This is a genomic window from Mesorhizobium sp. M0816 (assembly GCF_040320005.1).
In the GTDB taxonomy this organism is placed as follows: domain Bacteria; phylum Pseudomonadota; class Alphaproteobacteria; order Rhizobiales; family Rhizobiaceae; genus Mesorhizobium.
Window position 1 is genome coordinate 61,994 of record NZ_JAMYOT010000009.1, and the last position, 20,128, is coordinate 82,121.

The 20,128-nt window shown below is 64.7% G+C and carries 18 protein-coding genes; 4 read left to right on the forward strand and 14 right to left on the reverse strand.

Annotation, left to right across the window (positions count from 1 at the left end; all coding sequences use genetic code 11):
- Positions 1-6: 6 nt before the first annotated feature.
- The 6 genes from NKI17_RS15905 to NKI17_RS15930 all read right to left on the reverse strand — a co-directional run bounded on the left by NKI17_RS15905 (position 7) and on the right by NKI17_RS15930 (position 6,733).
- Positions 7-900: a sugar phosphate isomerase/epimerase family protein gene (locus NKI17_RS15905; protein WP_352594143.1), complete on the reverse strand. Its 894-nt coding sequence runs from the start codon at positions 898-900 to the stop codon at positions 7-9.
- 110 nt (positions 901-1,010) lie between these two features.
- A complete protein-coding gene (locus tag NKI17_RS15910; RefSeq protein ID WP_352906304.1) occupies positions 1,011-1,949 on the reverse strand; it encodes an ABC transporter substrate-binding protein in 939 nt (312 codons plus the stop codon).
- A gap of 86 nt (positions 1,950-2,035) precedes the next feature.
- Positions 2,036-3,013: an ABC transporter permease subunit gene (locus NKI17_RS15915; RefSeq protein ID WP_502894527.1), complete on the reverse strand. Its 978-nt coding sequence runs from the start codon at positions 3,011-3,013 to the stop codon at positions 2,036-2,038.
- Positions 3,014-3,033: 20 nt separating this feature from the next.
- Positions 3,034-4,578: a sugar ABC transporter ATP-binding protein gene (locus NKI17_RS15920; RefSeq protein ID WP_023680484.1), complete on the reverse strand. Its 1,545-nt coding sequence runs from the start codon at positions 4,576-4,578 to the stop codon at positions 3,034-3,036.
- A complete protein-coding gene (locus NKI17_RS15925) occupies positions 4,575-5,954 on the reverse strand; it encodes an FGGY-family carbohydrate kinase (RefSeq protein WP_352906306.1) in 1,380 nt (459 codons plus the stop codon). The genes NKI17_RS15920 and NKI17_RS15925 overlap by 4 nt, the downstream gene beginning before the upstream one ends.
- Positions 5,951-6,733, reverse strand: a complete 783-nt coding sequence (locus tag NKI17_RS15930) for a DeoR/GlpR family DNA-binding transcription regulator (protein WP_352638296.1) — start codon at positions 6,731-6,733, stop codon at positions 5,951-5,953. Before NKI17_RS15930 ends, NKI17_RS15925 begins: the two co-directional genes overlap by 4 nt.
- Positions 6,734-6,960: 227 nt before the next feature.
- Here NKI17_RS15930 and NKI17_RS15935 point away from each other — a divergent pair, with 227 nt between their 5' ends.
- The 3 genes from NKI17_RS15935 to NKI17_RS15945 are packed head-to-tail and all read left to right on the forward strand — an operon-like array spanning position 6,961 to position 10,140.
- The gene (locus tag NKI17_RS15935) at positions 6,961-8,004 is read left to right on the forward strand and encodes a class II aldolase/adducin family protein (RefSeq protein WP_352906307.1); all 1,044 of its coding nucleotides are present in this window, start codon (positions 6,961-6,963) and stop codon (positions 8,002-8,004) included.
- A 1-nt stretch (position 8,005) separates the two neighbouring features.
- Positions 8,006-9,292, forward strand: a complete 1,287-nt coding sequence (locus NKI17_RS15940; RefSeq protein ID WP_352906308.1) for an FGGY-family carbohydrate kinase — start codon at positions 8,006-8,008, stop codon at positions 9,290-9,292.
- Positions 9,289-10,140 (forward strand): TIGR01459 family HAD-type hydrolase, encoded by an 852-nt coding sequence (locus tag NKI17_RS15945; protein WP_352456310.1) that lies wholly within the window; start codon positions 9,289-9,291, stop codon positions 10,138-10,140. Before NKI17_RS15940 ends, NKI17_RS15945 begins: the two co-directional genes overlap by 4 nt.
- Before the next feature lie 20 nt (positions 10,141-10,160).
- Here NKI17_RS15945 and NKI17_RS15950 read toward each other — a convergent pair whose 3' ends face one another.
- From NKI17_RS15950 to tesB, 6 genes are all read right to left on the reverse strand, one after another.
- Positions 10,161-10,967, reverse strand: coding sequence for an exodeoxyribonuclease III (locus tag NKI17_RS15950; protein WP_352906309.1), 807 nt, complete (start codon positions 10,965-10,967; stop codon positions 10,161-10,163).
- A gap of 134 nt (positions 10,968-11,101) precedes the next feature.
- Positions 11,102-11,785: an outer membrane lipoprotein carrier protein LolA gene (locus NKI17_RS15955; RefSeq protein WP_031213172.1), complete on the reverse strand. Its 684-nt coding sequence runs from the start codon at positions 11,783-11,785 to the stop codon at positions 11,102-11,104.
- A gap of 134 nt (positions 11,786-11,919) precedes the next feature.
- A complete protein-coding gene (locus tag NKI17_RS15960; protein WP_352906311.1) occupies positions 11,920-14,577 on the reverse strand; it encodes an FtsK/SpoIIIE family DNA translocase in 2,658 nt (885 codons plus the stop codon).
- Between the two features lie 340 nt (positions 14,578-14,917).
- Positions 14,918-16,240, reverse strand: a complete 1,323-nt coding sequence (locus NKI17_RS15965; protein ID WP_031212694.1) for an ammonium transporter — start codon at positions 16,238-16,240, stop codon at positions 14,918-14,920.
- 49 nt (positions 16,241-16,289) lie between these two features.
- A complete protein-coding gene (locus NKI17_RS15970; protein WP_023679755.1) occupies positions 16,290-16,628 on the reverse strand; it encodes a P-II family nitrogen regulator in 339 nt (112 codons plus the stop codon).
- 219 nt (positions 16,629-16,847) lie between these two features.
- The gene (gene tesB / locus NKI17_RS15975; RefSeq protein ID WP_352906312.1) at positions 16,848-17,723 is read right to left on the reverse strand and encodes an acyl-CoA thioesterase II; all 876 of its coding nucleotides are present in this window, start codon (positions 17,721-17,723) and stop codon (positions 16,848-16,850) included.
- 101 nt (positions 17,724-17,824) lie between these two features.
- Between tesB and NKI17_RS15980 the strand changes: the two genes are divergently transcribed.
- Positions 17,825-19,069, forward strand: coding sequence for a ubiquinone biosynthesis hydroxylase (locus tag NKI17_RS15980; protein WP_352906313.1), 1,245 nt, complete (start codon positions 17,825-17,827; stop codon positions 19,067-19,069).
- 31 nt (positions 19,070-19,100) lie between these two features.
- On the opposite strand, the gene NKI17_RS15985 is transcribed toward NKI17_RS15980, so the two are convergent.
- Positions 19,101-19,628, reverse strand: coding sequence for a hypothetical protein (locus tag NKI17_RS15985; RefSeq protein WP_352578116.1), 528 nt, complete (start codon positions 19,626-19,628; stop codon positions 19,101-19,103).
- Positions 19,629-19,771: 143 nt separating this feature from the next.
- Positions 19,772-20,128, reverse strand: coding sequence for a YciI family protein (locus tag NKI17_RS15990; RefSeq protein ID WP_352450152.1), 357 nt, complete (start codon positions 20,126-20,128; stop codon positions 19,772-19,774).

Sequence of the window (20,128 nt, forward strand, 5' to 3'; positions counted from 1 at the left end):
GAGGGCTCAGGGCCGGTGCGTTGCGGAAACAAGCTCGGCCTTGCGTCGCGCCGTCTCCAGTCCCAGCGCAATGAAGCGGCGCGCATGCTTGGCCAGCTCCATATTGTCGGTCCACAGATTGCGCCAGATCGCGGTTTTCCGCGACAGGTTCTCGTCGACGATTTCCGACGAGAAAGATTCGAAGCTGAGGTCGTCGCTGTAGCCGATGGCGGTCAGCGCGTCGAATATCGCGGCAAAATCGATATTGCCGGTGCCGAGGAAGCCGCGATGGCTCTCGCCGATATGGACATAGCCGATCTTCCCGACCGCATTGCGAATGGCCAGGCCGACATCGGCCTCCTCGATGTTCATATGGAAGCTGTCGAGATGCAGGAAGATGTTGTCGGAGCCGCTGTCCGCGATGAAGGCCATGCCTTGCGCGGCGGTGTTGAGCAGATTGCTTTCGAAGCGGTTGACGATTTCGAGGTTGAGGGTGACGCCGGCTGATTTTGCCGTGTCCGCCACCTCGGCCAGCGTCCCGGCGCTGCGGTTCCACTGGTCACGCGTCGGCGCCTCGCTCTGCAAGCCGTGGCTGGTGCTGAGTATGCCCGCAACCTTCTGGCCGCCGAGATCGCGGGTCAGCGCGATCGTACGTTCCAGGATTTCGACGCCGTGCGCGGCAATCGTTTTGTCGGCGCTCGAAATATCGCCGTCGGCCGGCAGTCCAATGCTGATCGCAACGCCGAGGCCGAGATCGGCGATCCGCTTGGCCAAGCCGTCAATGTCGACATTGGCGGGATCGAGATAGGAGAATTCGATCAGGTCGAAGCCGGCTTCCCTGGTGTTGGCCAGCGTCCGCTCGAGGTCGCCCTGCGCCGAGCTCGCCGACCAGACGAATGAGTGGATTCCGATGCGCGACATGATTGTCTCCGGTTATTTCCAGCTGACCCAAGTCCAAAGCGGTTTTGGAAATCCTTTGCTCGCACAAAACGGTGCGCCCGGGCACCCCGCCCGCACCAGGCTTGGGAGGCTTAGCGAGCCGCGGTCCAGCCCTTGTAATCCTTCAAATTGTCGGCCGTGATCAGCTTCGGGTCGAGCAGCACCGTCGGCTCGGCCGGCTTCTTGCCGGCAAGCAGGTCAGCCGCCATCGTCAGCGACTGGCCGGCCATCACATAGGGATCCTGCGAGGCCGAGGCCTTGATCATCGACGTGCCGGAGGCGAGTTCCTTCTCGATATCGGGTGCACCGTCGACCGCGGTGAAGATGAACTCCGAGCGGTTGAGCTGCTTGGCCGCAAGCTGGGCGCCGATCGCCGTCGGATCGTTGATGGCGAAGACCGCGTCGACCTTGTCGAAACGCGTCAGCAGCGACTGGAACACTTTCAGGCCGCCGTCACGCGAGCCTTCGGCGTTCTGGTCGTCGGAAAGGATCTTGATGTCGGGGTGCTTTGCCAGCACGTCCTTGCAGCCCTTGACCCGCTCCAGGATCGACGACGAGGCCGGGCCATTGAGGATGACATAGTCGCCCTTGCCGCCGGTATTATCGACCAGATACTGGCACGCCTCTTCGCCGGCCTTGACGTTGTTGGTCATCACGGTGACGTCGGCGCCCGGCGCCGAAACGTCGAAAGCGGCAACGACGATGCCGGCCGCCTGCGCCTTCTTCACCGCCGGCGCGATCGCCTTGGCATCGACTGCGTTGAGCATAATGACGTCGACACCGGCAGCGATGAAGGAATCGACCTGCGATACCTGCTTGTTGAGATCGTAGTCGGCCGATACCGAGGTCACCTGCACATTCGGGTTGATCTTCTTGGCCGCGTCCTCGATGCCCTTGATGGTGGCGACGAAGAACGGGTTGCCGAGCAGTCCGACCGAGATGCCGACCTTGTTCAGATCCTTTGCCGATGCCGGCGCGATGACGGCGGCCGCAAGGGCGACGCCGCAGAGCAGTTTAGCGATGGTCTTCATTGTTTTATTTTCCTCCTGATGCCCCGCGCCTCTCACGGTGCGTTACACATGAAACCGGCTCGTTGGATGCCGGCGACTAAGGGCCATCACGTTCTTGCTCCTGCCTGGAGCCGGTAACGGTCGAGGGCGACCGCCACGATGATGACCAATCCCTTGATGATGTACTGCCAGATGTCCGAAACACCGGCGAGGATGAGCCCGTTGGACAGCACGGCGATGATCAGGCCGCCGATCAGCGTGCCCCAGATCGAGCCGACACCGCCGACGAAACTGGTGCCGCCGAGGATGACTGCGGCAATGGCGTCGAGTTCGTAGGACTGGCCGAGCTGAAGCCCGTTGGCGGCATAGAGCCGGGCCGCCGACATGGCGCCGCCAAGGCCGGCCAGAAGGCCGGAAACGCCGTAGACGAAGAGCAGCACCAGCGGCACCTTGATGCCGGTCAGCCTGGCGGCCTCGGCGTTGCCGCCGACGGCGTAGATCCAGGTGCCGAGCACGGTGCGCTTGAGCACCAGCCAGGACAGGACGACGACCGCCAGCGCGATGATTACCAGCCACGGAATGCCGAACAGCGAACCGTTGCCGATGAAGTCGAACGGCAGGTCCGCGTTGAACACCGTCGTGTCCTGGCCGAGCAGGCGGGCGACGCCGCGCACGGCGGTCAGCGATCCCAGCGTGACGATGAAGGGCGGCAGCTTGATATAGGCGATCAGCAGCCCGTTGATGACGCCGAAACCGAGCCCGACGAGAATGGCCGCGGGCACGCCCAGCAGTCCCCAATCGGGCACCAGCGACACCATCACCGCCACCATCGCCGAGGCGGCAAGGATCGAGCCGACGGACAGGTCGATGCCGCCGGTCAGGATGACGAAGGTCATGCCGGCGGCCAGCACGATGTTGATCGACGATTGCTGCATGACGATCAGCAGGTTGGTCTGGGTGAAAAAGCGCGGATTGATGAACTGGAAGCCGACCGCCAGCAGGATCAGGATCGGCAGCATGCCGAGTGCGGCGATGGCGGTACGCCACCTCGTGCTCCTGCCGACCGCCCGGTCGTCCGCTTTCATCGTGTCGGCCACCTTGTCGGTCATCGCTGAGCCGCTCCCGTTGCAAGTTCCATGATCGCTTCCTGCCGCAGCGGCTCGCCCTCCGACGCCGTCACCTCGCCGGCAATGGTGCCGTCGCGCATCACCAGCACGCGGTCGGCGATGCCGATCACCTCCGGCAGTTCGCTGGAGATCATCAGGATGGCGATGCCTTTCTTGGCCAGGTTGTCGATCAGCCGATAGATTTCCGACTTCGCCCCGACATCGACGCCGCGGGTCGGCTCATCGAGGATGACGACCTGCGGCTCGGTTTCCAGCAGGCGGGCGAGCAGCACCTTCTGCTGGTTGCCGCCCGACAGCGAGCCGGCATTGGCCTGCACCGAGCTGGTGCGGATGGAGAGGTCTGACACCGCCTTGGCGGCGCGCTTTTCGGCAGCCGTGAAGTCGCGCAAACCGCCGGCCTTCGCGTCCTTTGCCAGCACGCCCATGCTGATATTGTCGGAGATCGACATGTCGAGAAACAGGCCAAGTTGCTTGCGGTCCTCGGTCAGGTAGGCGATGCCGGCATCGAGCGCCTCGCTCGGCGAACCGATGGATATCGGTTTGCCGCCGAGCTCCAGCGTGCCTGATGTGTGCCTGTCGGCGCCGAAGATCAGCCGTGCCAGTTCGGTGCGGCCCGAGCCGACCAGGCCGGCCAGTGCCAGCACCTCGCCCTTGTGGAGGTCGAAGGAACAATTCTTTATGAGATTGCCGTCCGACATGCCGCGCACCGACAGCGCGATGGCGCGCTTGCTGTCCGGCGGACGGTGATCCTTCTTGTAGAACGTCGACAGATCGCGCCCGACCATCATCGATACCAGGCGCGAGGCGTTCAGGTCGGCGCGGTCGAGCGTGCCGACATAGCCGCTGTCGCGTAGCACGCTGACGCGGTCGGCGAGCTGGTAGACCTCTTCCATGCGGTGGCTGATGTAGATGATGGCGATGCCCTGCGACTTCAGCGTCGCGATCACCTCGAACAGCCGGTCGGTCTCACGCGAGGTCAGCGACGTGGTCGGCTCGTCCATGACGATGATGCGCGCATTGGTCGACAGCGCGCGGGCGATTTCCACCAGCTGTCGCTCGCCGAGCGACAGGCTTGCGACTGGAGTGCGCGCCGAGAAGGTCACGCCGAGCCGCGCGATGATCTCGCTGGCGCGCCGATTGCACTGCTCGCGGTCGACAACGCCGAACCGTCGCGGCTCGTTGCCGAGAAAAATGTTCTGCGCTACCGACAGATTAGGCGCCAGCGACAGCTCCTGATAGATGACCGCAATGCCGGCGGCGCGCGCCTTGATCGGGTCGCCAGTCGCGGCCGGCACGCCGTCGATCAGGATTTCGCCGCCGGGGTCCGGCCGGTAGGCGCCGGACAGCACCTTCATCAGCGTCGACTTGCCGGCACCGTTTTCGCCCATCAGCGCGTGCAGCTCGCCGGCGTGAACGGTCAGCGACACATCGTGCAAGGCGCGGATCGCACCGAACGTCTTGGAGATGTGGCGCATCTCCAGCACCGGCTGGCGCACCGTCTCGATCCGGGCGGCGGCGCTCATCGCGCACCTCCTGCAGCTGCGCTGGCCACAGCCCGGTCGGCGGCAAGGCCGCGCCAGTCGTTGCGATAGCCGGCAAGGCCGCTGAAACTTGCCGCATGCACCGCCTCCGGCGCTTCGATGGCAAACTCGCGTCCGACGCTTTCGAAGGCAAGTGCGGCAGCACCGGTGGCGCTGCCCTCCAGCGTTGCGCCCTGCAGGAAAGCCTGCCCGGGCCGCAACTGCGCCAGCAACGCGGCAAGCAGCCCGCCATTGTTCAGGCCGCCGTCGACGATCACTGTGTTGTCCGAATGGATCAGCTCGAGGCACAGATCGACCATCAGCGCGACATAGAGCAGCGCCATGGCCGCGCGTTCCTCGGCATTGGGCGTACGCCCGACCAGTTCGCCGCGGCGGTGCGGCATCGGGCCGCCGGGCGCGAAGCTCGGCAGCGCCATAATGCCGGCGTCGATCACCCGTTGTATCGATGACGGCGCGATTGCGCCCTGCCAGCCGGCGCTGATCGTGGCGAATTCGCGCCCGCCCATGAAGCGGACGGTTGGCACCGGGCTGCCATCGACATCGACATTGACCAGCATGTCGCGCTCACCGTCGAGTGCGTCGAGCGGGCAGTCCGGATTGAGCACGACCACCCAGGTGCCGGTCGAGACCACGGTCACCGGCCCGAGCTGCTGCCGGCGGTAGGCATGGAGCGCGGCATTGCTGTCGTGGACGCCATTATGGATGGCGACTGGCTTCGCGGCCTGGCCGAAGCGCTGCTCGCCGATCACCGCGCCGGCACGCTCGAAGGCGGGCATCTGGCCGCGCCAGCCTTCGGCATCGACCAGCGAGCTGAAATCGCGTTTGCGCGGCGCCCATAAATGCGAGTGGCAGCCAAGATACGACACTTCCGATACCGGCCGGCCGCCAAACCGCCAGCTCCAATATTGGGGGTAGCCGAGGATCGATTTCGCTGTGTCGAAGGCACCGGGCTCCACCTCCTTCAGCCACAACATGTGGCGGCCGTAGTTGAAGCCAAGCGGCAGGCGCGGCGAAAAGGTCTCGGCAAAATCCGGAATGCGGCGGTCGATCTGCGCGGCGATTTCAGCTGGCGGTTCCTGCTCGTAATCGAGGATCGGATGCGTCAGCGCGGCTTCGTCGACCAACGCGAAGGTGCAGCCATGGCCGGATACCATCAGCCCTTCCACGCCATGCGTGTCGACTGCATCATCAACGGCGCGAGCCGCCCAGTCGTGCAGCGCTGGCTCGTCGAGCACGCTGAAGCCGCCTTTGCGGATCCAGCTCGGCTGGGTGCGGCGCTCGTCGAGGATCTGTCCGTCCTGGCCGAAGACGAACAGCTTCGAATTGGTCTTGCCGAAATCGAGGACGGCGATGTTCACTGGGCGCCTCCCGAGGAAGCCGCGATCCGCACCATGACGCCGGCATCTTCGAGCGTGCGGGCATCTGTCTCGGACAGGCCGTCATCGGTGACCAGCGTGCCGATCCGCGACAGCGGCAGTGCCACATTGCGCGCGTGGATCGACAGTTTTCGGCTGTCGGCCAGCACGACGATCTGGTCGGCGCAGAGGCTGAGCTCGACGATCGAGCGGACCAGCAGCGGGTGCGATTCCAGAAGGCCTTCCTGGCCGATGCCTTGCGCGCCGAGAAAGAACTTCGAGGCGTAGAACGGCACCGTCTGCGTCAGCGAATGGATGATGCCCGGCTCGCGGTGCAGTTCGCCGCCGGCGACGGTGAGGCTGCAATGGCCGTGGTCGCTGAGATAGGCCGCGAGCGGCATCGAGTTGGTGTAGAGCCGGATGTTGCGGTCCGCGAGCTTGACGCCGAGATGGAAGCAGGTCGAACCGCCATGCACGATGACCGCGTCGCCGTCGCGCACCATGGTGGCGGCGAGAGCGGCGATCTGCCGCTTGGCCTCGACGGCGAGGTCGCGGTTCTCGTCATAGGGCCTGGCATAGGCGACGCCGGCTTGCGAAGCGCCATCGAGCGCCGAGATGCCGCCATAGACCTTGCGCGCTTCGCCGGCCTCGTCGATCTTGTCGATGTCGCGCCGCACTGTCGCCGCCGACACGCCAAGCCGCTCCTGCAGCTCGCGCACCGATGCGAAAGGCCGGTCCCGCAAAAGCTCGACAATCTGGCGCTGGCGGCCGGAGTCGCTCAACCCTTACCTCCCAATGCGCTTGCCTCCCAAGCATTTGCACGGCATTGCCATTTTGCACGGCAATTGGTGCAACTTACTCAACACGCCTCGGATTGCAAGCCTGATCTGACGCGATAACATCACTGTTGACGTAACTTACTCGCATCTGCGATACCAGCGTCGGTCTTCGTCCCGGCACCGGGACGTCCAAAGCCGTGGCCACGCGGCCGGTTTGTGGAGGAATTTCGATGACGATCAGTGCGGATGCGCAGGAACTGGCAGCGCTGCGGTCGCTTTCGGCCGCCATCGGCAGCGACCCGCATCTGACCCAGGCCGCCGGCGGCAACACCTCGCTGAAAGCCGGCGACACCCTCTGGATCAAGGCCTCCGGCACCTGGCTGAAGGACGCGCTCATCGCCGACATCATGGTGCCGGTCGGCATCCCGCCATTGCTCGACGCCATCGAACGGCGCGACCCGGCCGCCGAACAGCCGCAGGCCTTCACTGTCGACGCCCTCAACGCGCGCGGCTTGCGCCCGTCGATCGAGACCACCGTGCATGCGCTGATGCCGCAGCGCATCGTTCTGCATGTTCACTGCGTCGAGACCATTTCGCTGGCCGTGCAGGCCGACTGCGAGGCCGAGGCCGCCAGGCGGCTCGACGGCCATCAATGGGCGTATATTCCCTATCGCCGGCCGGGACTGCCGCTCGCGCAGGGTATCGCCGAGCGCCTTCGGCCAGGCGTGGATATCCTGATCCTCGGCAATCACGGCCTGGTCGTTGCAGCCGAGACCGTCGCCGCGGCCGACATGCTGCTGCGGCGCGTGACACGACTGTTGGCGCGGCCGCCGCGCCAGGTGGCGGAACCGGACATCGCGGCATTGACGGCGCGCGCCGGCGACAGCGACTACAGATTGCCGGCGGACGTTGAGGCGCATGCGGTGGCGATCGACCCCGAAAGCTGCCGCATGGCTTCGGCTGGCAGCCTCTACCCCGACCACGTCATCTTTCTCGGCGAAGGCTCGGTCCTGGCGAGACCGGACGAGGGTGTGAAGCGCGTCATCGAGCGCTGCGGCGCCGCACCCGTGGCGATCCTGTTTCCTGGACTCGGCGTGTTGATGCGCGGCGACGCCGGCGCCGGTGCCGACGCCATGCAGCGCTGCCTTTCCGACGTGACAGCGCGGATCAATGTCGCGGCGAAGCTGAATTATCTGACAGCGGCGGAGAATAACGAGCTGATCAACTGGGACGCCGAAAAATATCGCCAGAAACTCAATGCCGGAGGCAGCTGACATGCCGCGTTCGTCTGGTCCGCTTGCCATCGGCATCGACATCGGCACATCCGGCGCGCGCGCCGTCGCCATGCGTCCGGACTTTTCAATTGCCGCGCATTCCGCTATTGCCCTCGAGCGATTTGGGCCGAACGGCCGCGACCCAGCCATATGGTGGGAGGCGGTCGGCGCGACGTTGGCGGAACTGCTCAAATGTATCGATCGCGCGGCAGTGCGCTCGATCGCCGTCGACGGTACGTCGGGCACGCTGCTGCCGGTCGACGGCGCCGGGCGGCCGCTGGCCGAACCGCTGATGTACAACGACAAGGTCGCTGACGACACTATCCTGACTGAAATAGCCGGCGCGGCACCGGCAACGAGCGCTGCACTTGGGGCGACCTCCGGTCTCGCCAAGGCGCTGTCTTTCCAGCACCTGCCCGGCGTCGCCACTGTGCTGCACCAGGCAGACTGGATCGCCGGACAGTTTTCCGGCCGCTTCGATGTCAGCGACGAGAACAACGCCCTGAAGACCGGCTACGACGTCGGGGCCCGGCACTGGCCGGACTGGATCGCGGCGACCGGCGTGCGCATGGAATTCCTGCCCCGCGTCGTGCGGCCGGGCGATGTCACGGACACGCTCACCGCCAGCGCTGCGAAAATGTTCGGCCTGCCGCGCGACGTGGTTATCGTTGCCGGCACGACGGATGGCTGCGCCTCATTCCTGGCGACCGGTGCGAGTGCCGCGGGCGACGGCGTTACCGCGCTCGGCTCGTCGCTGACCATCAAGATCCTCTCCGACCGGCCGATCTCGGCGCCGCAATTCGGCATCTACAGCCATCGGCTGGGTGACACCTACCTGGCGGGCGGCGCCTCGAACTCCGGCGGCAAGGTGCTGGCCCAGCATTTCCCCGTCGCCCGCATTGTCGAACTCAGCAAAAAAATCGACCCGGCGACGAAGACCGGCCTCGATTATTACCCGCTGCCGGCGCCGGGCGAACGCTTCCCCATAGCCGATCCGGCGCTGCCGCCGCGCCTCGAGCCGCGGCCCGCGGACGACGCCGACTATCTGAAAGCGATGTTCGAGGGTATTGCGGCGATCGAAGCGCTCGGCTATCGCCGGCTTGCCGAACTCGGCGCCCCCCGGCTGACATCGGTCAGGAGCGTCGGCGGCGGTGCGGCCAATCCGGCCTGGACAGCGATCCGGCAGCTCAAGCTTGGCGTCGCTCTCGTGCCGGCTCTTTCGGAGGAGGCCGCTGCCGGCACGGCGCGGCTGGCGCTGATGGGCGCAAGCGCAGCGGGGCTTTTATGACGGCCAAGGCAATTCAACACCTCGACGGCATCGCCGCGCTGACCGACCGCTATCAGGTGTTCCTGCTCGACCAATTTGGTGTGCTGCACGACGGCACCAGCGCCTATCCAGGTGCTGTCGAAGCGTTGTCGGCACTCAAGCGCGCCGGCAAGACCATCGTACTGATCTCGAATTCCGGCAAGCGGGCGCAACCCAATGAGCGCCGCCTGCTGAAGCTCGGCTTCGAACCGGGAAGCTGGGATCACTTTGTCTCCTCCGGCGAGGTGGCGTGGCGCTCCTTCCACCAAATGGCAGCATCCGGAGCCCTGCGCCCGCAGACAAAATGCCTGCTGATCCGCCGCGACAATGACCGTTCGGCTGTCGACGGCCTGCCCTTCGTCCTGGCCAAGGACGGCAACGATGCCGAACTGGTGCTGATTTCCGCCAGCGAGGGCGATCGCTACGACCTCGACCATTATCGCCGGCTTCTTGGTCCGGCGGCGGCGCGGCGGGTGCCATGCTTCTGCACCAATCCCGACAAGATCATGCTGACTGCCGTCGGCCCTCGCTTCGGCGCCGGCCGGCTCGCCGATCTCTATGAGAGCCTCGGCGGCAGCGTGGCGCGCATTGGCAAGCCCAATCCGCAGATATTCGAGGCAGCGCTGGCACTGGCGGGCCACCCGGAGCGCGACAGCGTGGTCTGCGTCGGCGACAGCGTCGAGCACGACATCGCCGGCGGCAACGGCGTCGGCGTCGCGACGACGCTGGTCCTGTCGGGCATATTGGCGGGGGCGCCTGACCTGGAGGACGTTTTCGCCACGCTGAACGCCCGTCCCGACTACATCGCGGATAGCTTCAGGTTTCGCTGAGTTGTTAAGGCGAGACAAAGCTAATCCAGGTTGAAACGCCCGATCACCGGCACATGGTCCGAGGGCCGTTCCCAGCCGCGCGCCGGCCGCAGGATTTCATAGCCGGCAAAATGCGGCACCAGGTTTGGCGACGACCAGACATGGTCGAGGCGGCGGCCGCGATTTGAGGCCTGCCAATCCTGGGCGCGATAGCTCCACCAGGTGTAGAGTTTCTCCTCGTAAGGCACATTGAGCCGCATCAGGTCGATCCAGTCGCCGGCGAGCCGCATTGCCTCGAAGTTTTCCGTCTCGACCGGCGTATGGCTGACGACATTGAGGAGCTGCTTGTGCGACCAGACATCGTGCTCGAGCGGCGCGATGTTGAGGTCGCCGACCAGGATCGAGCCGGAGTGCTCGTCATGCTCGGCGCGGACGGCGTTCATCTCGGCAACGAAATCGAGCTTGTGCTTGAACTTGCGGTTGACGGCCGGGTCGGGCTCGTCGCCGCCGGCCGGAACGTAGAAATTGTGCAGCAGGATCGTTTTGCCGCCGGCCTTGACGGTGACCGACAGATGCCGGCTGTCGTCGATCTCGCAGAAGCGGCGCTTTTCGACCACCTCGATCGGACGGCGCGCTATGGTCGCAACGCCGTGATAGCCCTTCTGGCCGTGGAAGGCGATGTGCTCGTAGCCGAGCTTGTGGAACGCCTTCTCCGGAAACAATTCGTCCGGAACCTTGGTTTCCTGCAGGCAGAGCACGTCCGGCGCCTGCTCGACCAGCAGGCGCTCGACGATCGGCATGCGCAGCCGGACGGAGTTGATGTTCCAGGTAGCGACGGAAAACGGCATGTGGGGTTCCGGACAACGCAAGATCCGCCGGATGGCTCCGACGGAAGTCAATCGCGGAAACTACTGCCAGCCGCGCACCGCAAAAACAAGCCGCCCGCACCAACGCGGAAAAGCCATCCAGCAGCAGTAGCAAGTTACCGCGTCTTGGTGTTCAGCTCGCGGTTCGCCGTATAGTCGATGGCGAAGGTGTCGGGGGCGAAGCTGACGCCCTCCTTGGTGTTGAAGATCATCACCGTCGTGTCCTTGCCTTGCGCATCGGTGATGGTCCACTGCCGCAATTCATAAGATTTCGGATCGAACATCATGGTGATCTTCGAATTGCCGAACACCGATTTGTCGGCAAGCTGGATGGTGGTGAGATCGTCCTCTTCCTTGACGCTTCTGACGCGCCCGCCCGACAGATCGATCTTGTCGTCGAGCAGCAGCTTCAGCGGCGTCTTCGACAGCGGATAGAGGTCGGAGGTCCGCAGCTTCTTGTTGAGGATGACCACCGACTTGCCGTCGGAAATCACCCTGAAATTCGAGGCGCCGTCGTAATTGAAGCGGATCTTGCCCGGCCGTTCCAGAAAGAACTTGCCGCCGGTCTGCTCGCCCTTGGGTCCGAACTGCACGAACTCGCCGCTCATCGATTTGACCGAGGAGAAATGATCGGCGATCTTCTGCGCCGTCGCCGGAACCGCTGCTTGCGCCGACGCCAGCAACTGGAAGCCGGGCACGAGGTTGGCGGCCGCCGCACCGGCCAGGACCAGGCCGAGGCCGAGCACCTGCCGGCGGGTTGGGGCGAAATCCCTGCTTGGGGCGAGAGTTGCGTTTTTCATGCCGGTCACCATCATCTGATTGCTTGCTCGTTATATTGGTCTGGCCCCCCAGTTGGGCTTAAGTTTGGCGGGCCGCACGGCGCCCGTCCGCTGTAACGCGCCAAAAGGTTCAAAGTTGCCGGCGCGGACGCGCTCTAGAACTTGTCGTCCTCCGTCGGCACCAGGATTTCGCGTTTTCCGGCATGGTTGGCCGGGCCGACAATGCCTTCCTTCTCCATCTTCTCGATGATCGAGGCGGCGCGGTTGTAGCCGATGCCGAGCCGGCGCTGGATGTAGCTGGTCGAGGCCTTGCCGTCGCGCAGCACCACCGCGACCGCCTGGTCGTAGGGATCGTCGGAATCCTCGAAATTGCCGCCGTCGCCGCCGCCACTGCCTTTGCCCGTCGGCTCGTCGTCATCCTTGTCGTCATCCTCGGTGATGGCGTCGAGATATTCCGGCACGCCCTGCAGCTTCAGATGCGCGACAATTTTCTCCACCTCGTCGTCGGAGACGAAGGGACCGTGCACGCGCTGGATGCGGCCGCCGCCGGCCATGTAGAGCATGTCGCCCATGCCGAGCAGCTGTTCGGCGCCCTGCTCGCCCAGGATGGTGCGGCTGTCGATCTTCGATGTCACCTGGAAGGAGATGCGGGTCGGGAAATTCGCCTTGATGGTGCCGGTGATGACGTCGACCGACGGCCGCTGCGTCGCCATGATGACATGGATGCCGGCGGCGCGCGCCATCTGCGCCAGGCGCTGCACCGCGCCTTCGATGTCCTTGCCGGCGACCATCATCAAATCGGCCATCTCGTCGATGATGACGACGATGTAGGGCATCGGCTCGAGGTCGAGGTTCTCCGTCTCGTAGATCGCCTCGCCGGTTTGGCGGTCGAAGCCGGTCTGCACGGTGCGCGAGATCCTTTCGCCCTTTTTCTCGGCCTGCTGCACGCGCGCGTTGAAGCCGTCGATGTTGCGGACGCCGACCTTGGACATCTTGCGGTAGCGGTCCTCCATCTCCCGCACGGTCCATTTCAGCGCCACCACAGCCTTCTTCGGATCGGTGACGACCGGCGTCAGAAGATGCGGAATGCCGTCATAGACCGAGAGCTCCAGCATCTTTGGATCGATCATGATCAGCCGGCAGTCCTGCGGCGTCAGCCGATAGAGCAGCGACAGGATCATGGTGTTGATGGCGACGGACTTGCCCGAGCCGGTGGTGCCGGCGACCAGCACGTGCGGCATTTTGGCGATGTCGACGATCACCGCCTCGCCATTGATGGTCTTGCCCAGCGCCAGCGCCAGCTTGGCCTTGGTGGTTTCGAAATCGCGGCTGGCCATGATCTCGCGCAAATAGACCGTCTCGCGCCTGGCGTTCGGCAATTCGATGCCGATCGCGTTGCGGCCGGGCACCACGGCGACACGGCAGGCGATGGCGCTCATCGAGCGGGCGATGTCGTCGGACAGGCCGATGACCCGCGACGATTTGATGCCGGGCGCCGGTTCCAGCTCGTAGAGCGTGACGACCGGACCCGGACGCACATGGATGATTTCGCCCTTGACGCCGAAATCCTCCAGCACGCCCTCGAGCAGGCGGGCGTTCTGCTCCAGCGCGTCCTTGGACAGGCTGGCGTCGCGCACCACGTTCTTTGGTTCCGACAGGAAGTGCAGCGACGGCATCTCGAATTTTTCCGAGCCGATCAGCGAAGTCTGCGCCTCGCGCTGGACGCGGGCGCCGGGGGCCGGCCGCGGCGCCGGCGCCTCGACGCGTGTCGCCGCGTCGGAACGGAAGTTCTGCACCTTTGCCGTCGGCGCCGCGCGGCGCTGGCCGGCCGGCTCGGGCGCGAAATCCATGTCGTCGTCATGGTCGTCGTTATCGAAGACGTCGGCATCGTCAGGGTCGATCGAGGCACTGCGGTCGTTGACCATGGCGGCGAAGAATTCCGGCTCGACGCGGGCGCGCCCGCCCGGGCTCATCCGCGCCTCGGCGAACTCGGCCGATTCGACCCGTTCGGCCGCCCGCCGCCAGGCGCTGGGGCGCGGTTCCATCTCCGGCTCGAAATCGTCGCGCTCGCGCCGGCGCGCGGCGCGGCGGCGCAGATAGGCCCGCAGCGACAGCCACCAGTGGGTGATGGCGCCAAGCGCCAATATACCTTCGTCGCCCTCGTCCTCTTCATTGTCGAAAAGCAGGTCGTCCTGCGGATCGGGCACTGCAGGCTGTTCGAGGACCGCAAAGCCGTTCTTGCGCGAAATCAGCGCCGAGCCATACAAGAATACCCACAGCGCCGGCGCTGCCAGGAGCACGGCGAGCACGCTGGCGACGAGGCCGGTCGGATAGCCGCCGATGACCAGGCCCGGGATATTGAGCACCATGTCGCCGAAGACGCCGCCGAGGCCGGTCGGCAGCGGCCAGGTCTTGGGCGGCACCACGCAGCCGGCAATTGCCGCGCCAAGCAGCGAAAACCCGAACCAGGCCAGCGCCCGTTTCGGCAGCCGGTCGACGCCGCGCGCGGTAAACAGCAGAAATCCCCAGATCACCGCCGGCACCAGCGCCGCAACGGCGGCAAGTCCGAAGAACTGCATGGCAATGTCCGAAAAGACGGCGCCGGCATAACCCATTGCATTGGTGACGATATTGTCGGTGGCATGCGAAAAGCTCGGATCGGCGACGTTCCAGGTGGCAAGGGCCGCGACGCCGAAACCAACCAGAGCAAACAGCCCGGCACCGACCAGCCGCCCGACCTGGCGCCTCGCGAACGACCGGATGCCGTGCCCCGTATCGGCCAGCGCAAGCGGTGCTGAAGCCCCTGAACGCATGCTCTTCCTCGTCTGTCGTTGCCCGGCCGGGCGCGGACGCGCAACACGGCAGATTCGGCTGTCAGACTAGCGGCGGGAAGGTTAAGGGCGCATTAACCATGGGCATTCTGCGTCACCGGAACGGGCGACCGCCACCACAGTTCGAAGCCGCTGCGGCCGATGTTTCACGCCGCCGGCGGATCGAGCACCTTGATCAAGCGACCGTGATTGAGCCATCACGGCCATCCGCGCGCAAAAAAGAGGCCCGGAAATCTTCCGGGCCTCAAGGCGTGAGCCCTTTCGGGAGCATCACGACGGGATCTTCCCGGCACCGGCAAAACGCCGGTACCAGCCAATACCTTTACGGCACCACTTCGCCGTGCTGGCTGATGTCGAGGCCTTCGACCTCTTCCGGGGTGGAAGGACGCAGGCCGACCAGCGCCTTGACGATGTAGAGGATCACGAAGCTCGCGATCGCCGTCCACAGGATGGTGAAGACGATACCGTAGAGCTGCTTGCCGACAGAGGCGCCCGAGCCGAGGCTGTTGATCGCCGGATCGGCGAGCACGCCGGTCAGCAATGCACCGATGATGCCGCCGATGCCGTGCACGCCGAATGCATCGAGCGAGTCGTCATAGCCGAACGCGTGCTTGAGCTTGACGGCCGAGACGTAGCAGAGCACGCCGGCGACGATGCCGACGATGAAGGCGCCGGTCGGATTGACGAAGCCGGAAGCCGGCGTCACCGCGACCAGGCCAGCGACGGCGCCCGAGATGATGCCGAGAACGCTCGGCTTCTTGGCGACGATCCATTCGGCGAACATCCAGGCGAGCGCCGCAGCAGCAGCGGCAACCTGGGTGTTCAGCATCGCGGCACCGGCAAGGCCGTCGGCGGCCAGTTCCGAGCCGGCGTTGAAGCCGAACCAGCCGACCCACAGCAGCGAAGCGCCGATGACGGAGTAGACGAGGTTGTGCGGCGCCATGTTGGTGGTGCCGTAGCCTTCACGTTTGCCGAGAACCAGCGCGCAGACCAGGCCGGCAACACCGGCATTGATGTGAACGACCGTGCCGCCGGCGAAATCGAGAACGCCGGCTGTGCCGAGGAAGCCGCCGCCCCACACCCAGTGCGCGATCGGGGCGTAGACCACCAGCAGCCACGCGCCCATGAAGATGAGCAGCGCCGAGAACTTCATGCGTTCGGCGAAGGCGCCGGCAATCAGCGCCGGCGTGATGATGGCGAAGGTCATCTGGAACATCGAGAAGACGAACTCAGGAATGTTCGCCACGCCCGGCAGCCACAGCGAGGAGGTGGTGATGCCGTTGTGGAAGAACTTCGAGAAGCCGCCGAGATAGGCATTCATGCCGCCGCCATCCGAGAAGGCCAGCGAGTAGCCGAACATGAACCACAGCACCGTCACCAGGCAGGTGATGGCAAAGCTCTGCATGATGGTGGCGAGCACGTTCTTTTTGCGCACCATGCCCCCATAAAACAGCGCCAGGCCCGGTATGGTCATCATCAGCACCAGCGCCGTCGAGGTCAGCATCCAGGCTGTGTTGCCGGTGTCGAGCGCGGGCGCAGGGGCAGCCGGTGCCGCCGGTGCCGCTTCCTGCGCGAACGCAGCAACCGTGCCCAGTGCAGCGAGAGCGAGCGAACCTAAAACGGCCGCGCGTCCCGTTATCTTCAAGGTGGAAGGAATATTCATTGAACTCTCCATTGGAATACGTATCCGCAGCTCAAAGCGCGTCGGTGTCTGTTTCGCCGGTGCGAATGCGCACCGCCTGGTCGATGCCGAAAACGAAGATCTTGCCGTCGCCGATCTGGCCGGTCTTGGCCGCCGCGGTGATGGCTTCGACGGCCTTGTCGACCATGTCGACAGCGACCGCGACTTCGATCTTGATCTTCGGCAGGAAGCTGACCGCGTATTCCGCCCCGCGATAGATTTCCGTGTGCCCCTTCTGACGTCCGTAGCCTTTTACTTCGGTGACGGTCAGGCCCTGGATGCCGACTGCGGTGAGCGCCTCGCGCACCTCGTCGAGCTTGAACGGCTTTATGATTGCCATCACGATCTTCATAAGGTTTCACCCTTTGCTGTTGCGGGTCCCCGCGTTTGCACGACTTCGCCGATCCCCATGAGAGCCGGAGAGTGCCCGCTAGGATTCAAGCTCCGTGCCAATTGCCGAAGCAGGGTGTTAAGCTGTTGTTAAACAACGAAATCGAGAAGGTCTGGCAGCTGCCTGTTCACAGGCGCGGCAGTGCATATGCTTAAAAAATAGGCAAATTTCGAAAAATGCCTACTCCGCAGGCGGCCGCTTCAGCCGGATGAGTCCTTCTTGGGCAACCGAGGCGATCAAGATGCCGTCGCGGGCAAACAGCGAGCCGCGGGTAAAGCCACGCGATCCTTGCGTCGACGGGCTGTCTTGCGTGTACAGCATCCAGTCGTCGAGCGGATGGCTGCGGTGGAACCACATGGCGTGGTCGAGGCTGGCTGCCTGGATATCACGATCGAAAATGGCGCGGCCATGGGCAAAGGTCGAGGTGTCGAGCAGCGTCATATCCGAGAGGTAAGCGAGCACGGCCGCCTGCGTGGCGCGGTCGGCCGGCACCGGGCCGGTGGTGCGGATCCAGATGTTCTGCTTCGGCTCGAGCTTTTCCCGGCTGGTATAATGCTTCAGCATCACCGGCTTCATCTCGATCGGCCGGTCGCGCTCCCAATAGCGCTTGATGCCGTCGGGCACGGCTTCGCCGAACTTGCCCAGCAATTCGCGCTGCGACAGCAACGTGTCGGGCGCCGGCACGTCCTGCGGCATCGGCACCTGATGTTCCAGGCCGACCTCATCCTGCTGGAACGAGGCTTCCAGCGAAAAGATCGCCTGGCCGTGCTGGATCGCCACGACGCGGCGCGTGGTGAAGGAGCCGCCGTCACGGATGCGGTCGACCTCGTAGATGATAGGCACCTTGGTGTCGCCCGGCCGCATGAAATAGCCATGCAGCGAATGCACGTGGCGCTCGGGCTCGACCGTTCGCTGCGCGGCGACCAGCGCCTGGGCGATGGTCTGGCCGCCGAAGATGCGCTGCCAATCGAGCTTGGGGCTGCGACCACGATACAGGTTGTGTTCCAGCTGCTCGAGGTCGAGAATGCCGAGAAGCTCGTCCATGGCTGCCGTCATCTTGACCTCGCCGCAAAATTACCATGGCGGTTTCCGACAGGAACAGCGGGCAGTCAAGGGCGGAATGCCCGGCGACAGTCAGGCTGCGAAAGGAATTGCCCATGGTCGACAGCAAGAATTCGCTCGACGTTCTGGTCGCCGGCGCCGGTTATATCGGCTTGGCCGCCGCCGTGTCGCTGAAGCAGGCGCGGCCGAGCCTCGCCGTCGCCGTCGTCGATGCCGCGCCGGCCGGCGTCTGGCAGAAGGACGGCCGCGCCTCGGCGATTGCCGCCGCCGCGTGCCGCATGCTCGACCAGCTCGGCGTCTGGAACGAGATCGCGCCGGAGGCGCAGGCAATCACCGAAATGATTGTCACCGATTCGCGCACATCCGATCCGGTCCGCCCGGTGTTCCTCACCTTCGACGGCGAGGTCGCGCCCGGCGAACCCTTTGCGCATATGGTCGCCAACAAGGATTTGAACGGCGCCTTGCGCCGGCGCGCCGAACAACTCGGCATCGGCATCATCGAAGGCGTCGCCGTCAGCGCCTTCGACATCAACGGCGCCGGCATAACGGTGCATCTTGCCGACGGCGCGACGCTGAAGACGCGGCTGCTGGTTGCCGCCGACGGCGTCAATTCGAAGCTGCGCGACATGGCCGGCATCAAGACGGTGAAATGGGAGTATGGCCAGTCCGGCATCGTCTGCACGGTGGCGCACGAGCGGCCGCACAACGGCCGCGCCGAAGAGCATTTCCTTCCCGCGGGCCCGTTTGCCACGCTGCCGCTCAAGCCGGGCAAGGACGGCACCAACCGCTCATCGATCGTCTGGGTCGAACGGTCGCAGGATGCCGAAAAGCTGGTCGCGGGCGACACCCTGGTCCTGGAATATGAACTCGAGCAGCGCTTTGGCCTCAAACTCGGCGAAATCCATATCGCCGACAAGCCGCGTGCCTGGCCTCTCGGGCTGACCATTGCGCGCGCCTTCGTCGCGCCGCGCATCGCCTTGGCCGGCGACGCCGCCCACGGCATCCACCCGATCGCCGGCCAGGGTCTCAATCTCGGCTTCAAGGACGTGGCGGCGCTGGCCGAAGTGGTGGTCGAGGGCGACCGGCTCGGCCAGGACATCGGCGCGCTCGACGTGCTCGAGCGCTACCAGCAATGGCGGCGTTTCGACACGGTGCAGATGGGCATCACCACCGATGTGCTGAACCGGATGTTTTCCAACGATTTCGGCCCGCTGCGCACTTTGCGCGACATCGGCCTCGGCCTTGTCGAACGCATGCCGCGGCTGAAGGGGTTCTTCATCCGCCACGCGTCGGGTCTGTCCGGCGACACGCCGAAACTGTTGAAGGGCGAGGCGATTTAGGCTTGGCAAGTGCGCGTCACTGGCCGTTCGGTCAGTTGACCTCGAAGCCCAGCTTCTGGCGCAGCCTGAGCATTCGCTGGTCGGAAATCTGCAGGCTTTGCCCACCCGCCTCCGCCACACGGCCGACCATCTGCAGCAGATCGTTCCTTTCAGCCGCGTCGAGGCGTTCGCGCAGGAACGGCGCCAGCTTGTCGATGACGACCGTGGCGTCGTCGATTTGCGAAGCCGCCCATTTGGCGTAGATCACCGCCTCATCGGTCTGCTTTTTATCGGCAATCTCCGAAATGACCGATTGAATGGCGGCTTCGCGTTGCGGCAGGATAGGACCGTTCTCGGAAACGATGGCGGTGATCAGCGTCGCGGCCGCCACGACCGGATCGTCGATCGCCGTCAGCGGCGAGAGTGCCGCCTGCTTGCGCAGCTTCTTGCGGCGCACATTGCCCTGCACGCGGCCAACGACGTCGGCAACCTCACGCGCCGCGTCGTTCATGATCTTCAGCCGGTACCACCAGAAGCCCGCTGCTCCGAGCAGGCCGATTGCTGCAATCAATATATGCATGCCCCGAAATCCCCCGATCTCGGCGACGATAGGAGAAGTATTGCTTCGCTTCAACACGCAAAAGTTGCGTCCGACGAAGAAAACGAAAGCCCATGCCAGTCGTTGGTCCCCGCCGCTCCGCGGAGGAACTTATCGAGACATCTCTATGACCCGGGCACCTTATAGATCGCCCGCACCTCGATCGTGCCGATTTCGGCCAGCGGAATCTCGCCCGCGATCTCCAGCGCCTCGTCGAGGCTCTCGGCCTCGATCATGACGAAACCGAGCAACTGCTCCTTGGTTTCGGCGAAGGGGCCGTCGGTGACCAGCCGCTTGCCCTTGCGCCTGCGAACGGTTTTCGACGTTTTCACCGATTGCAGCGCCTGCGCGATGATCAGCATCCCGCGTTGGTCCAATGACCGGTCATGGGCCATCGAATCGGCGTCGAGCTTGGCCAGCCTCTCGGGCGTCATTGCGTAGAGATCTTTTTCTTCACCATAAACCAGGCAAACATACTTCAT

What these genes read in the sequence shown, in the direction of transcription:
- NKI17_RS15905 (WP_352594143.1), bottom strand. Translation starts at nt 900, where the DNA reads ATGTCGCGCATCGGAATCCACTCATTCGTCTGGTCGGCGAGCTCGGCG.
- NKI17_RS15945 (WP_352456310.1), top strand. Translation starts at nt 9,289, where the DNA reads ATGACGGCCAAGGCAATTCAACACCTCGACGGCATCGCCGCGCTGACC.
- tesB (WP_352906312.1), bottom strand. Translation starts at nt 17,723, where the DNA reads ATGACGGCAGCCATGGACGAGCTTCTCGGCATTCTCGACCTCGAGCAG.
- NKI17_RS15960 (WP_352906311.1), bottom strand. Translation starts at nt 14,577, where the DNA reads ATGCGTTCAGGGGCTTCAGCACCGCTTGCGCTGGCCGATACGGGGCAC.
- NKI17_RS15910 (WP_352906304.1), bottom strand. Translation starts at nt 1,949, where the DNA reads ATGAAGACCATCGCTAAACTGCTCTGCGGCGTCGCCCTTGCGGCCGCC.
- NKI17_RS15950 (WP_352906309.1), bottom strand. Translation starts at nt 10,967, where the DNA reads ATGCCGTTTTCCGTCGCTACCTGGAACATCAACTCCGTCCGGCTGCGC.
- NKI17_RS15920 (WP_023680484.1), bottom strand. Translation starts at nt 4,578, where the DNA reads ATGAGCGCCGCCGCCCGGATCGAGACGGTGCGCCAGCCGGTGCTGGAG.
- NKI17_RS15955 (WP_031213172.1), bottom strand. Translation starts at nt 11,785, where the DNA reads ATGAAAAACGCAACTCTCGCCCCAAGCAGGGATTTCGCCCCAACCCGC.
- NKI17_RS15980 (WP_352906313.1), top strand. Translation starts at nt 17,825, where the DNA reads ATGGTCGACAGCAAGAATTCGCTCGACGTTCTGGTCGCCGGCGCCGGT.
- NKI17_RS15990 (WP_352450152.1), bottom strand. Translation starts at nt 20,128, where the DNA reads ATGAAGTATGTTTGCCTGGTTTATGGTGAAGAAAAAGATCTCTACGCA.
- NKI17_RS15915 (WP_502894527.1), bottom strand. Translation starts at nt 3,013, where the DNA reads ATGAAAGCGGACGACCGGGCGGTCGGCAGGAGCACGAGGTGGCGTACC.
- NKI17_RS15970 (WP_023679755.1), bottom strand. Translation starts at nt 16,628, where the DNA reads ATGAAGATCGTGATGGCAATCATAAAGCCGTTCAAGCTCGACGAGGTG.
- NKI17_RS15935 (WP_352906307.1), top strand. Translation starts at nt 6,961, where the DNA reads ATGACGATCAGTGCGGATGCGCAGGAACTGGCAGCGCTGCGGTCGCTT.
- NKI17_RS15940 (WP_352906308.1), top strand. Translation starts at nt 8,006, where the DNA reads ATGCCGCGTTCGTCTGGTCCGCTTGCCATCGGCATCGACATCGGCACA.
- NKI17_RS15985 (WP_352578116.1), bottom strand. Translation starts at nt 19,628, where the DNA reads ATGCATATATTGATTGCAGCAATCGGCCTGCTCGGAGCAGCGGGCTTC.